Source organism: Enterococcus sp. DIV1090 (genome assembly GCF_050537975.1).
GTDB lineage: Bacteria > Bacillota > Bacilli > Lactobacillales > Enterococcaceae > Enterococcus > Enterococcus faecalis.
Genome location: NZ_CP172917.1, coordinates 1,073,873 through 1,086,619 on the forward strand (window position 1 = coordinate 1,073,873; position 12,747 = coordinate 1,086,619).

A 12,747-nucleotide genomic window follows, 5' to 3' on the forward strand; every position below is an offset into this window, starting at 1 on the left:
TCAGTATAGAGAGAAATAGCTAGTTTGTAAACTAATTGAGCTTACTTGTGTTATTTATCACTTGATAAATGTCTTTGCAAATGCAAAAAAACAACGTACGATCAATCGGCAGTACGTTGTTTTTTTGTTTAATATAATTAGGAAGCAGAAGCCTTATTTTGCTGGATTTTTTTGATCGATTCTTCTGTTGGCGTCACATATAACGTTCGTTGGTTTTCATAAATCACATAACCTGGTTTTGCTCCATTGGGTTTATGCACATGTTTTACTTGGACATAGTCAACAGGCACTTGTGAAGAAAGTCGATATTTTGAAAAATAAGCTGCTAGAAGTGCGGCTTCAGTAAGGGTTTCTTCGCTAGGATGTGCGTCACGAATAATTACATGAGATCCAGGAATATCTTTGGCATGGAGCCAATAATCAGTTTTTTTAGCGGTTCGTAAAGTTAATTGATCATTTTGCAAATTGTTTTTTCCAACGAGAATAGGTGTGCCATCTGTGGCATAAAAAAGATCGGGTTGGCTTTTTTTCGGCTGTTTTTGTTTTTTATTTTTTTTACGTTTTAAATAGCCTTGCTCAATCAGTTCTTCACGAATCACTTCAATGTCCATTGGTGTCGCAATTTCAAGTTGTGCCACAACTGACTCTAAATAAGAAATTTCTTGTTGCGTTTGCTGAATTTGTGTCTTAACAACTCGGACAGCATTTTTCAATTTTTGATATTTTTGAAAATATTTTTGTGCATTTTGATTAGGTGAAAGTGCAGGATTTAGCGAGATACGCAACGGTGCATTTTCTTCATAATAATTTGGTAATTCCACCTCGGTGGCTCCTTTTGGGACTTGTGCCATGAAGGTTGTTAATAGTTCTCCGTCGCGACGGTAATTTTCAGCGTTTTCTGTATCGGCTAAGGTTTGTTGTAATTTTTTAAGTTTCTTTTGATTTCTTTTTAGTTCATTTTCAATTTTGCGAATTAGTTCGCCGCCTTGTTGTTTGACACGGTCTTTCTCTGCTTTACCAGAATAAAAGACATCTAGTAATTCACTGAGTGTCGGATACGTTGTTTGTTCACCAACTAATGATTGATAAGGAATGGGCGTAAAATATTCTTTTTTTTCAGTGACGGTTAATGTCGGTACAACAGCTTCAGTGACTGAGGACCAAAATTCTGTCCAGATGGCCATTTTTTCATTTGGTTGTGCAAGTAAACGGGCACTTAATTCGTCTGCTGTATCTTTGCCTAGACCCTGGAAATGTTGTTGTAAATAGCGTCCGTTTAATTCAGGAGCTGTAGAAAGAAGCGCAAAGACTTCTTCTTTTGAGGCCGTGAGCGGATTAAGTCCCATTGGTTTTGGCGGTTCAATATAAGTTGCTCCAGGAAGCAACGAACGATAACTATTTTGGCTCATTCCAATGTGTTTTATCGCATCTAAGATTTTTCCAGAAGATTGGTTAACTAAAACGATTGTACTGTGACGTCCCATTAATTCAACAATCAAAACAATATTTTGTAAGTCACCTAGTTCATCTCTTTTTGAAAAGGTGAAGTGAATCACGCGATCATTTTCTATTTGTTGAATCGTTTCTAAAATGGCACCGTCCAGAAATTTTCGTAACATCATCACAAAATTAGGAGGTGTTTCCGGATTGCTATAGGTAATTGTAGATAGTTGTATGCGCGCATAACTAGGATGTGCTGATAATAATAATTTATGGTTTTTACCTTTCGCACGAATGACTAAAACGACTTCGTTTTCATAAGGCTGATGGATTTTTGAAATCCGGCCACTTACGAGTGTTTCTGTCAACTCATGAACCATGCTATGAGTAAATACGCCATCAAATGACATAATAAATCCCTCGTTTCTTTCCGACTAATAGCTTTATTATAGCGGAGTTTTTGAATTTAAGAAAGAAGCTTGTTAAAAAGGAGTTGGGTTTTCCTTAGAAAGCTGGGGAAGTTTGCTGGTTTTTTTAGTAATTAAAGCGCAAGGGTAGGCAAGAAAGAAAATGATTAGTATAATAGATAAGAACTAAAAGCGAGGAGCGATTAGAAGTTGAATAATTTTATGGAAGAACTAAAAGAGGCACTTTATGAATTAAGACAAAGAAAACTGTTAATGATTACCGCTATTGTAGCATTAGTATTAATAATTGGCTCAATCATTTTTATTCCAACGATGCAAAAAAATATTCGAGCTGCTCAAGTTGAATCGTTAGTCGCAGGACCCATCAAATCAGAGAAAGTCAGTGTCTTAGATTACAAAACAGCAGACAAGAAAATCCAAGAAACAGGAGCCATGTCAGTCATGTTTGCTAAACCATCTGGCAAGCAATACGATCAAATGGTGAAGCTGTTTAATTCAGATAAAATGAATGAATTTCATCGATCGCTGTATATCTATCCGTTAATTTATAATGCTGGCAAAGCACAAGAGCAATACAATGTTAGCGGCGATGAGATCACGCTTGTTTTCTTTGAAAACGGCAAAGAAAAGACACGGACGGTTGTCGAAAAATCTATGGACTTAAAAACACAATTAATACCAGAATTAAATCGATTACCAATGGCTGGCGTTTTGAAAGACCAGCAAAAGGCAGCCCAAGAAGCTGAAAAAGAAGCAGCAAAGACCGCTGAAACACAGACGACGACCAGCACGACTGGCGTTGCTCAATCTACTGAAACGACGACAGAAAGCACTGCTACAGTACCAGAAACTGGTGAATGATAGCTAGCTATGTTAAACTTAGATTGTAGAAAGTTTTAAGGCATTAGAAAGAGGGGATTTTCGATGGCATTAGTAATTTCAATGACGATTTTAGTAAGTTTATGGCTGATTCAATCGCAAAAACAAGCAGTTAAAGTTCCCGTGAAAATTGAAAGAAACCGAAACAATTAAGTGGTAAATATGCTGAAATAAAGAAAAACGAGCCTCTCATAAGAGTGGCTCGTTTTTTAGAAGTAAAAGAAATGCAAGAAAATAAAAACTTTTTCTTGACGAACAAAATCAATATAGTGTAGACTACCTTTAACAACATAACTAGGAGGGAAAATACATGACACAATTATCTAACGTAAAAGAAATGCACCAATCATGGCAAAACTGGCGTAGATAGTTGTATGTATGATTCTTTCATAGATACAACTTTAGAAGACTTATTCTAAAAAGTGTATCTATGCTGGTTATATTCAAGAAGAAAAAACGACCACATAGAGGACCCATCTATGTGGTTTTTGTTTTGCATAAAAACAACGACCACTCCTAAACACTTAGGATAAGTCGTTGTTTTTTTTGCTACGAATCACTACGATTGGCACGAAGTGACAGAGTAGATGATGAGTAGTACAAGGTGAGCGAAGAGAACGTTGTCACATTCGTACAATCACTACGATTGGCACGAAGTGACAGAGTAGATGATGAGTAGTACAAGGTGAGCGAAGAGAACGTTGTCACATTCGTACAATCACTACGATTGGCACGAAGTGACAGAGTAGATGCAGGCTGCGCATACTCGCCGCAGTTTGGCCTTTAAGAGTGATGAGTAGTACAAGGTGAGCGAAGAGAACGTTGTCCCATTCGTAGAAAAGTACTCCTGCGATTCTCACCAAAGTTGCGATCCTCGTCGCAGTTAAATCCTGACATTTGTAAAAAAGTGTTCCTAGGATTTTGACTAAGCAGAGGATTACGAATCTCAGTTTCACTTTCAACGGAAGAAATGCCCTATAAATAATGGTTTTATTATTAAAAAGAAAAAGTTGCCAAACAAAAGGGCAGTTAGGAGAATGCAAAATGAAAAATAAACGTTTAACGTTTGTCGTGTCTTTATTAGCTATTTATTTAATCGGTGCTTTTTTTGTGAATCAAAAAGTGACGAATTCAAAGAAAGAAACAGTTACTGTAGGGGTTTTGCAGTTTGTCAGTCACCCCGCATTGGATGAAATTTATAAAGGTGTTGTGGAAGGGTTAAAGGAAAATGGCTATGACAAAGGCAAAAACTTAGAAATTATTTTTCAAAATGGTCAAGCCGACCAGAGTAAGTTAGCAATCATGAGTCAACAATTAGTACAAAAAAAGGCAGACGTTTTAATTGGCATCGCCACGCCAGCTGCGCAAGCGTTAGCCAACACTACCCAAGAAATCCCAATCATTTTAGGCGCCATTACGGACCCTGTTAGCGCAGGATTGGTGAAAGACAATCAAAAGCCAGGTGGTAACATCACGGGTGTTAGTGATCAATCACCTTTGTCAGCCCAGATGGATTTACTAAAAGAATTGATACCAGCTGCCAAAAAAATAGGTATTCTCTATGCTTCCTCAGAAGAAAACTCTCGATACCAAGTAGCTGAAGCGCAGAAAGCAGCTGAAGCCAAAGGATTGACAGTGAAAACATATGCTGTGCCATCAAGTAATGAAATTGCACAAACGGTTCAAGTGATGACTAAGGAAACAGATGTGATTTATATACCAACTGATAATACGATTGCTAATGCTATGCAAACGGTAGTCGGAGAAGCAAATCGAACCAAGACGCCGATTATTCCTTCGGTGGATACGATGGTAGAACAAGGCGGTTTAGCAACTGTTGGGATTAATCAACATGCGTTGGGGGTACAAGCCGGCAAAATGGCAGCAGAGGTCCTGTCTGGGAAAAGTCAACCAGCAACTACACCCATTTATACCTTTAATACAGGCGACACAATTATCAATGAAAAACAAGCTCAAAAGTTAGGAATTACGATTCCCGCAGAGTTAGCAAAAAAATCGAAATTGATTAACTAATTATCAAAGAAAGTAGGAGAAGCGATGATTGTTTCAGCAATTGGACAAGGAATGTTATGGGCCTTGTTAGGACTAGGTATTTTTATGACTTATCGTATTTTAAATTTTCCAGATATGACCACAGAAGGTTCATTTCCGTTAGGGGGGGCGGTTTGTGTAACTGCCATTACAACAGGGGTTTCACCATTTGTAGCGACTCTTTTAGGGGTCGGAGCAGGAATGCTTGCCGGTTTAGTGACTGGTTTACTATTTACAAAAGGAAAAATTCCAATTATTTTAGCAGGAATTTTAGTGATGTCTGGTTTAAATTCCGTGATTTTATTTGTGATGAAATCGCCAAATAAGTCTTTACTAAACCAACCGAAGATTCAAGATGTTTTTCAAAAAATGGCCTTACCAGATTATTATGATACTATTTTTTTAGGGATTAGTGTTTTGGCTGTGGTAATGATTTTACTGTTATTTTTCTTTAATACTAGTTTGGGACAAGCCTATATTGCGACAGGCGACAATGAAGAAATGGCTCGTTCGATTGGCATTCAAACGGATCGCATGAAAATTTTAGGATTGGTTTTATCGAATGGCTTGATTGGCTTATCTGGCGCTTTGATTGCCCAAAATGATGGATATGCGGATGTAAGTAAAGGAACAGGTGTCATTGTGATTGGCTTGGCTTCACTTATTATTGGTGAAGTACTGTTTGGAGAATTAACATTTGGTGAACGGCTGATGGCGATTGTTGTAGGGAGTATTATTTATCAACTATTGATTTTATTAGTGATTAAATTAGGCTTTGATACGACGTATTTGAAAATCTTCTCAGCAGTGATTTTAGCAATCTGTTTAATGATCCCACAATTGAAAAAAGCATTACGACTACATGGCTTTTCTGATAAGGGGGAAACGAAATGAAACCAGTTGTTGAATTAAAAAATGCGACAAAAATCATTGATAATGGGATGAACGAAAAAAAAGTGATTTTGGATCATGTGAACTTAGCCATTTATCCCGGGGACTTCATTACTGTTTTAGGTGGAAATGGCGCAGGCAAGAGTACGCTGTTCAATAGTTTAGCAGGAACTTTGACACTAACAGAGGGACAATTTTTAATTGAAGGAGTCAATCGCACCAATCTTTCTGAAGTCAAACGGGCTAAATCTTTAGCGCGTGTTTTTCAAGATCCTAAAATGGGGACAGCACCAAGAATGACTGTGGCAGAAAATTTATTGCTTGCCATGAAACGCGGACAAAAACGTCCCTTAACATTACGGAAGATAAATGAGCAACGCGCCTTGTTTACAAAAATCTGTCAAGAAGTTGGCAATGGCTTGGAAAATCATCTGGATACACCGACAGGTAACCTTTCTGGCGGTCAACGCCAAGCCTTAAGTTTATTAATGGCCACTATCACAAAACCAGAATTATTACTTTTAGATGAACATACTGCTGCCTTAGATCCCAAAACGTCCAAGCAGTTGATGCACTTAACGGAACAACGGATTGAAGAAGGGAACTTAACTTGTTTGATGATTACCCATCGAATGGAAGATGCTTTACGATATGGCAATCGTTTAATTGTTTTACAAAAAGGTAAAATTGTTCAAGATTTAAACGCTGCTGAAAAAGCACAATTAACGCTACAAGATTTGTTGCTGTTCTTTGAAGAAGTAGAATAAAAAAACAAGCTCGTTTTCTGAGCTTGTTTTTTTATTTTTTGACCAATCGGAAGAGTCGCTTGGGGAAAAAACGTTTGACAATTCGTTCCAGTAGCGATGTCACCATAAAGCCCGCTGCGATAGCTGCAGCAGTAAAGACAACTTTTAAAATCAACTGCAAACCGTCATCAATATTTCCTAACAAAATGCTCCGAACCGCTTGATAGGCAGGGCCTCCTGGCACTAAAGGAACCAAACTCGGAATGTAAAAAATAATCATCGGCATTTTTTTGTAACGAGAAAAAAAGATACTAGCGATTCCTAACCCGACCGTTCCTAAAAAGTTTGCAAAGGTTTGACTAGCATCAAAAGTTTGCGTTAAGACATAATAAATCATCCAGCCTGTCATGCCAGTAATGCCACAAGCCACCAGTGCTTTACGAGGAATGTTCGTGATAATACCAAACGTCACAGTCGCTAAAAAACTAAAGAGAAGATGAAAAATTAGTTCCATTTGAACACTCCTTACATAAATAATTTAAAAATCAAGGCAATCCCTAGGCCAACAGACCCAGCAATAAAAATAGCTTCTGTTCCTCGCGCCGTCCCGCTGATGAGGTGGCCGGCTAAAATGTCGCGAAAAGAGTTCGTAATCGCCACACCTGGAACTAACGGCATCACCGCACCAATAATAATATTATCGATGTTGACCGCTAAGTGAAAATGCACAGCCAAATAGGCCAACAAACCAATGACAAAAGCGGCTGCGAATGAATCGAGGTAAGGAACTTGGAATAACTTTTGGGTAAAAAGATAACTAGCATACCCAATCACGCCAACAAAAAAAGTTGCAATAAAATCTTGCCAAGTGCCACCAAAAATGTACATTAACGTACAACTAACAATCCCGGCTGCTAACAAGCGTAACGAAATTGAAAAAGTGGGGGTATCCGTTTCTAATAGAGTTAAACGCTGATAAAGCTCTGGCAAAGTAATCTCTTTTTGCGCAAATTCTCTTGATAATTGATTGACAAGGCTAACTTTTTCCAAATTAATCGAGCGCTGGGGGATGTTTTCTAATTGCGTATAATTACTGGAACGAAAGCCCACGAAAATCCCTGTAGCCGTCGTGTAACAAACGCTCTCTGGCTCGCCAGCATTTGCAGCAATCCGAGTAATCGTATCTTCGGTTCTATATACTTCAGATCCGCTTTCCAGCATAATTTTTCCAGCTAAAATGCATGTATCAATAATTAATTGTTTTCTTTTTTCGCTATTAACCAAAGGAATGGCTCCTTTCATTTCGAGTTCACTTTTAGTGTATCATTTTTTTTAAGAACTGTACGCAATTTAAAACAGAGATAGAAAAAAAGTGTGATTTTTTACAAAAATGAAACGAATCTTAAGAATAAATGAAAACAAATAAGGAATTAGTAAAAATTATGGGTTAGTTGTAAGAATCTAGGATCTTTCCTTGCATTTTAGTAGGAAACATCCTATCCTAAACATAGAAAAACAAAGGGGTCAATAAAAATGGACAACCAATGGTTACTCTACGGAATTAGCAGTGTTGTATTAATTATTTTAATCAGAAGAACAATCCTATCAGGAAACATCGTATTAAGTTGTTTGTTGGGAGCGATTTTGCTGATTCAAGTAGTGGGAGTAGCTCTCTGTGCACAGCAGAAAAAGAAAAATGAACATACAAAAGAACTACCTTCTTCTAAAGTACATCAATAGAAGAAGGTAGTTTTCTCTTATAGTAAATCAAATTTTTTCAAGCCATTAACAATGCCATTCTCAGTATTTTTAGTTGAAATAAAGGTGGCTTTTTCTTTTAGTTCTTCTCGCGCATTACCCATGGCAATTCCATAATCACAGGCCTCAAACAGCGCCAAATCATTGATTCCATCACCAAAGGCATAAGTGGGAATGCCGTTTAATCCCAAGGTGTTAAAAAGATTTTTGACACCAGAGCCTTTAGAGACCCCTTTACGAACAATATCAATTGAAAAAGGACCATTGCGATAAAAGGTCAATTCAGGAAACCGCTCATAGTAATATTCATCATCATCGCCATGTTGACTTAAGACCAACATCATGTTGACGGCATCATTCTCATAACCTGTGGGATCAATTTCTGGAACAGCTGAATGAATATAATCATAGGCTTGTTTCACTGTGCCAGTATGCCCTGTACAAAAAATACGGCGCTCATTGTAAAAAGCCAATTCATGACCACGCTGTTTGACATGTTCATGCAGTGAAACACATTCCTCTGTTGTAAATTCATCTGAATAAATCGTTTTTCCTTCATAATGAATAAATTGCCCGTTCATTACAATCGCTGAGTCAATGCCACTGGCTTTCATAATTGGCTGAATCTCACACAAGGTCCGTCCTGTCGCAATTAAAGGTAAAATTTGATTGTCTTTCAAGGCCGCCACTGCTGCGGTAATCTCAGGAGTTATTTGCGATGTTCCATCTAACAAAGTTCCATCTAAATCAAAAAAAGTAATAGCTTTCATTTTATCCATACCCTAACATCCTCTCTACGCTTGTTATTTTAACAAACTTTTCTGAAAAGACAATGGGTTCCTTTCGTTTTCTTTAAAAGAGCAGGAAAAAAAGTGATTTTTGATGGTTCTGTAAAGGATTTTTGAAGAAATATAGAATCGGTTGGTACAAATTCAATTTTAGAGTATACTACAATAGAGCAGTTTTATGAAAAGTGAATAAGGAGTGAATGAAATGAATATATTAATGATTGAAGACAATGAATCCGTCTCAGAAATGATGCAAATGTTTTTCTTAAATGAAGGGTGGGAAGCTACCTTTAAAGATGATGGCAAAGAAGGATTGGCAACTTTTCTTGCTTCGCCAGAAAAATGGGACATGATTACGTTAGACTTAAACTTACCTAGTATGGATGGGATGGCTGTTTGTCGTGAAATTCGCAAAGTTTCAGCCAATGTTCCCATTATTATGTTGACCGCTCGTGATTCTGAAAGTGACCAAGTAATTGGCCTTGAAATGGGTGCGGATGATTATGTGACAAAACCATTTAGTCCATTAACTTTGATTGCACGGATGAAAGCTCTACATCGTCGTGCCGAGGTGGCAGAGGCTGCGCATGATACGTCTGAGAATACAGATGAAACATTTGACGTGATTACGGATCATTTTAAAATGAATACGAAAACACGAGAAACATATTTAGATAATCAATTAATTGAAGGCTTAACACCTAAAGAATTTGATTTGCTATACACTTTAGCAAAAAAACCACGCCAAGTCTTTTCACGCGAACAACTACTAGAATTGGTTTGGGACTATCAATACTTTGGCGATGAACGGACAGTTGATGCCCATATCAAAAAATTACGACAAAAAATTGAAAAAGTGGGTCCTCAAGTCATCCAAACGGTTTGGGGCGTAGGGTATAAATTCGACGATTCAGGTGTTGCTTAATGAAGTATTTGTATCAACAATTACTTGCTTTTATAGGTGTGATTGCTCTGATAATTCTCATTGTCGGAACGTCTTTCACACAATTGACCAAGCGCACAATGCAAGAAAATAACTATGAACAGCTGTATGGTTATGCAGAATCGGCTTTAGAAACACGTGACTTTTTTATTAATGTTGCAGGTGTTTCAGATCGAGATGTTTTATCCTATTCATTTCAGTTGACTGAGCGCGTACTCCAGAAGCAAGATGTGCAATTTGTGTTTATTAACAAGGACCGCGAAGTGCAGTACCCACCAGTTGATAGCACGAAAAAATTAGACTTTTCCTTAATCGATAAAAATTGGGATCAAATCATGAAAGGCAATCGTGTTTATGCAACAGAAAACATTGATATTTACGGGGCCCGAAATACTTCGTCCTATGTAATGTTACCGGTGTATGCATCAAATCAGTCTTCTGATAAAAAAGTGATTATTGGTTCACTAGTTATTACACAACCTGCCAAAAACGTTGACCGAAGTGTTCAGTCCGTGACACAAAACTTGATTAAAGGCTTTATTTTTTCTGGTGTGATTGCCTTATTACTAAGTTATCTATTTGCGACTTTCCAAGTGAAACGAATTAATCGGATGCGTAAAGCCACCAAAGAAATCACTAGTGGAAATTTTGATATTCAATTACCGGTTCATGACAAAGATGAATTTGATGACCTAGCAGAAGATTTTAATAAAATGGCCGCGTCTTTAAAAGAATCACAAGAAGAAATCAATCGGCAAGAAGAGCGCCGTCGTCAATTTATGGCGGATGCCTCTCATGAAATGCGGACGCCTTTAACAACTATTAATGGCTTGTTAGAGGGATTGCAGTATAATGCTATTCCTGAAAATCAAAAAGAGAATGCGATTAAACTGATGCAAAATGAGACCGCTCGCTTGATTCGCTTAGTCAATGAAAATCTTGATTATGAAAAAATTCGGACCAACCAGATTCAAATTGTTGTGAAGAAGTTCAACGGAACAGAAGCTTTAGAAAATATTGTGACTCAACTAACGGCCAAAGCTGAAGCCGCCGGTAATCAATTGTATTTAGACACCACCGAACCAATTGATGTGTATGCCGATTATGATCGTTTCGTTCAAGTAGTTGTCAATATTGTTCAAAATGCCATCCAATTTACTGAAAATGGCGAAATTCATATTGCTTTAGAAAAAGGCTATTTAGAAACCATTGTCCGTATTTCTGATACAGGAATCGGCATGACGGAAGAGCAAATTCTGAATATCTGGGATCGTTATTACAAAGTAGATCCATCCCGTAAAAATACGAAATATGGAGAATCAGGATTAGGCTTACCAATCGTTCAACAATTGGTCCGCTTGCATAAAGGAAAAATCAATGTTGAGAGTGAACTTGATAAAGGCACCACGTTTATTATTTCATTTCCTGATGTTGAAATTACTGAAAACTAAAGAAAACGTCTGGTCACAATCAGTGCCAGACGTTTTTTTAGTTTAATAACGCATGTAGAGACAGGGGGTGCACATAGGGACTATCAATAATTTGTGGATCCTTTGTCAGAAATAGCAAGCGCTTGTTTCTTTTTTGAACTGCTATTTTTAATTGAGGTAAAATTTCTTGACGTTGTCCAATCGTTAATGAAGAAAAGATGTCATCAATCACTAACGTACTTGTTTTTGAAAGCAAAAGTTGTATTATGCGCATTTTAATTTTTTCAAAAGTCGTAAAAGAAGTAAAGGAACGACCAAGTAAGGCAGGTTCTAATTGGAACACCTGGAAAGCTTCGGCTAGAACTACTTTTCGATCCCGTTCTTTGATCGTACTAGCGATAAATAAATTTTCTTCTAATGGCAAGTAGGGCAAAAAGGTTTCACTAGAAGAAAGCCTAGTAATGGTTAGTTGGTTTGTTTGGAAAAAATCGGCCAATGCGAGTTCTTGTTCTGGAGCAGAATAAATGATTCCATAAACTTCTCGCAAAGCTAACGCGTCGAATGAGGATTTTTTTTCGGTTGTTTTTTTGAATGATGGTGTGACATTCATAGAAAATCCCTCCCTTATTTCTGATGTGTGCGTAAATAAATCAATGTAAAAGGAGTCCCGCAAACAAGAGGAATACCAAGCAAGATTAAGCAGTTAACAAAGCAGTTACGGATTGTATAAAGTGACTGCATACTTTTAAAATCAAAAGAAAACGCTTGGATCGTTTGAATCCCTAAATGCTGGATATTTGTAATCGTGACATCCTGGTCGGTACTTTTAGCTAAAAATGCTGGAGTTTCCAAATGAGACCACTGTAAAATAGCATCACGAGCAGCCCAAAGAACAGTATTATACGTTTCTTGAAACATTAAAGTGAAAAGTAAAAAACTGAAAATTCCTAATAGAGCCGGTAAACATAACTCTAGTAAGAGCTGTTTGGTGACATACATATTTGAAAAGTGCATGTGATACCATGTATGTATTTCTTCCTTTTTTATGCGTAATGTCACATACATCAACAGAAGAAAAGTAACACCAAAGAAAATGACACTACCTAGATAGAGGTGCCAATAGTATTGGATCAGTTGGTAATGGTAACTAGTTTGTTTTTCAATATCGACAAAGTCTGGCATCGTTCGTAAAAACTCTTTTTCAAAATCAATTAAGTTAAACAGCCCAGTCAATAAGAAAGAGAACAGGAAGAAGAAGAGTGCAGTGATTAACGTGATTTTTTTATGATAAAAACTACTAGCTGTAGCGTAACGGACACTTCTCATCAACTTTCACCTCTCTAAACTATCTTTAGTATAGTGAAATAATATGAATTAATTATGAAAAAGTAG

13 protein-coding genes are annotated in these 12,747 nt (G+C 37.3%); 7 read left to right on the forward strand and 6 right to left on the reverse strand.

Features of this window, described 5'->3' with window-relative positions; translation table 11 throughout:
- Window positions 1-137: 137 nt before the first annotated feature.
- On the reverse strand, window positions 138-1,850 hold the full coding sequence (efbA, locus tag IGL48_RS05210) for a fibronectin-binding protein EfbA (protein WP_048949608.1): 1,713 nt from the start codon (window positions 1,848-1,850) through the stop codon (window positions 138-140).
- Between the two features lie 219 nt (window positions 1,851-2,069).
- Between efbA and IGL48_RS05215 the strand changes: the two genes are divergently transcribed.
- The 4 genes from IGL48_RS05215 (at window position 2,070) to IGL48_RS05230 (ending at window position 6,457) form a co-directional block, all read left to right on the forward strand.
- Window positions 2,070-2,729 (forward strand): hypothetical protein, encoded by a 660-nt coding sequence (locus IGL48_RS05215; RefSeq protein ID WP_025190369.1) that lies wholly within the window; start codon window positions 2,070-2,072, stop codon window positions 2,727-2,729.
- A 1,062-nt stretch (window positions 2,730-3,791) separates the two neighbouring features.
- The gene (trpX, locus tag IGL48_RS05220) at window positions 3,792-4,781 is read left to right on the forward strand and encodes a tryptophan ABC transporter substrate-binding protein (RefSeq protein ID WP_113825982.1); all 990 of its coding nucleotides are present in this window, start codon (window positions 3,792-3,794) and stop codon (window positions 4,779-4,781) included.
- Window positions 4,782-4,805: 24 nt separating this feature from the next.
- Window positions 4,806-5,693, forward strand: coding sequence for an ABC transporter permease (locus IGL48_RS05225; protein ID WP_002357879.1), 888 nt, complete (start codon window positions 4,806-4,808; stop codon window positions 5,691-5,693).
- Window positions 5,690-6,457, forward strand: coding sequence for an ABC transporter ATP-binding protein (locus tag IGL48_RS05230; protein ID WP_002357878.1), 768 nt, complete (start codon window positions 5,690-5,692; stop codon window positions 6,455-6,457). The genes IGL48_RS05225 and IGL48_RS05230 overlap by 4 nt, the downstream gene beginning before the upstream one ends.
- A 31-nt stretch (window positions 6,458-6,488) precedes the next feature.
- On the opposite strand, the gene IGL48_RS05235 is transcribed toward IGL48_RS05230, so the two are convergent.
- Window positions 6,489-6,950 carry a threonine/serine exporter family protein gene (locus IGL48_RS05235; protein WP_002357877.1) on the reverse strand — a complete coding sequence of 154 codons (462 nt, stop codon included), beginning with the start codon at window positions 6,948-6,950 and terminating at the stop codon, window positions 6,489-6,491.
- A gap of 11 nt (window positions 6,951-6,961) precedes the next feature.
- A complete protein-coding gene (locus IGL48_RS05240) occupies window positions 6,962-7,738 on the reverse strand; it encodes a threonine/serine exporter family protein (protein WP_002378231.1) in 777 nt (258 codons plus the stop codon).
- Window positions 7,739-7,969: 231 nt separating this feature from the next.
- Here IGL48_RS05240 and IGL48_RS05245 point away from each other — a divergent pair, with 231 nt between their 5' ends.
- Window positions 7,970-8,176, forward strand: coding sequence for a hypothetical protein (locus tag IGL48_RS05245; protein WP_002357875.1), 207 nt, complete (start codon window positions 7,970-7,972; stop codon window positions 8,174-8,176).
- A 17-nt stretch (window positions 8,177-8,193) separates the two neighbouring features.
- Here the strand turns inward: IGL48_RS05245 and IGL48_RS05250 are convergent, their stop codons facing one another.
- Window positions 8,194-8,973 carry a Cof-type HAD-IIB family hydrolase gene (locus IGL48_RS05250; RefSeq protein WP_002363786.1) on the reverse strand — a complete coding sequence of 260 codons (780 nt, stop codon included), beginning with the start codon at window positions 8,971-8,973 and terminating at the stop codon, window positions 8,194-8,196.
- 214 nt (window positions 8,974-9,187) lie between these two features.
- On the opposite strand from IGL48_RS05250, the gene IGL48_RS05255 reads away from it, so the two are divergent.
- Together IGL48_RS05255 and IGL48_RS05260 are read left to right on the forward strand one after the other, a co-directional pair.
- The gene (locus IGL48_RS05255) at window positions 9,188-9,907 is read left to right on the forward strand and encodes a response regulator transcription factor (protein ID WP_002381953.1); all 720 of its coding nucleotides are present in this window, start codon (window positions 9,188-9,190) and stop codon (window positions 9,905-9,907) included.
- Window positions 9,907-11,376 carry a sensor histidine kinase gene (locus IGL48_RS05260; protein WP_010824566.1) on the forward strand — a complete coding sequence of 490 codons (1,470 nt, stop codon included), beginning with the start codon at window positions 9,907-9,909 and terminating at the stop codon, window positions 11,374-11,376. Before IGL48_RS05255 ends, IGL48_RS05260 begins: the two co-directional genes overlap by 1 nt.
- Before the next feature lie 37 nt (window positions 11,377-11,413).
- Here the strand turns inward: IGL48_RS05260 and IGL48_RS05265 are convergent, their stop codons facing one another.
- Entirely contained in the window at window positions 11,414-11,965 is a 552-nt protein-coding gene (locus IGL48_RS05265) for a hypothetical protein (protein ID WP_002360506.1), read from the reverse strand.
- Between the two features lie 14 nt (window positions 11,966-11,979).
- A complete protein-coding gene (locus tag IGL48_RS05270; RefSeq protein ID WP_002357870.1) occupies window positions 11,980-12,681 on the reverse strand; it encodes a hypothetical protein in 702 nt (233 codons plus the stop codon).
- Between the last annotated feature and the right edge of the window lie 66 nt (window positions 12,682-12,747).

Bases quoted from the DNA above. Each gene is read 5' to 3' on its own strand.
- efbA (WP_048949608.1), bottom strand. From the start codon at position 1,850: ATGTCATTTGATGGCGTATTTACTCATAGCATGGTTCATGAGTTGACA.
- IGL48_RS05215 (WP_025190369.1), top strand. From the start codon at position 2,070: ATGGAAGAACTAAAAGAGGCACTTTATGAATTAAGACAAAGAAAACTG.
- trpX (WP_113825982.1), top strand. From the start codon at position 3,792: ATGAAAAATAAACGTTTAACGTTTGTCGTGTCTTTATTAGCTATTTAT.
- IGL48_RS05225 (WP_002357879.1), top strand. From the start codon at position 4,806: ATGATTGTTTCAGCAATTGGACAAGGAATGTTATGGGCCTTGTTAGGA.
- IGL48_RS05230 (WP_002357878.1), top strand. From the start codon at position 5,690: ATGAAACCAGTTGTTGAATTAAAAAATGCGACAAAAATCATTGATAAT.
- IGL48_RS05235 (WP_002357877.1), bottom strand. From the start codon at position 6,950: ATGGAACTAATTTTTCATCTTCTCTTTAGTTTTTTAGCGACTGTGACG.
- IGL48_RS05240 (WP_002378231.1), bottom strand. From the start codon at position 7,738: ATGAAAGGAGCCATTCCTTTGGTTAATAGCGAAAAAAGAAAACAATTA.
- IGL48_RS05245 (WP_002357875.1), top strand. From the start codon at position 7,970: ATGGACAACCAATGGTTACTCTACGGAATTAGCAGTGTTGTATTAATT.
- IGL48_RS05250 (WP_002363786.1), bottom strand. From the start codon at position 8,973: ATGGATAAAATGAAAGCTATTACTTTTTTTGATTTAGATGGAACTTTG.
- IGL48_RS05255 (WP_002381953.1), top strand. From the start codon at position 9,188: ATGAATATATTAATGATTGAAGACAATGAATCCGTCTCAGAAATGATG.
- IGL48_RS05260 (WP_010824566.1), top strand. From the start codon at position 9,907: ATGAAGTATTTGTATCAACAATTACTTGCTTTTATAGGTGTGATTGCT.
- IGL48_RS05265 (WP_002360506.1), bottom strand. From the start codon at position 11,965: ATGAATGTCACACCATCATTCAAAAAAACAACCGAAAAAAAATCCTCA.
- IGL48_RS05270 (WP_002357870.1), bottom strand. From the start codon at position 12,681: ATGAGAAGTGTCCGTTACGCTACAGCTAGTAGTTTTTATCATAAAAAA.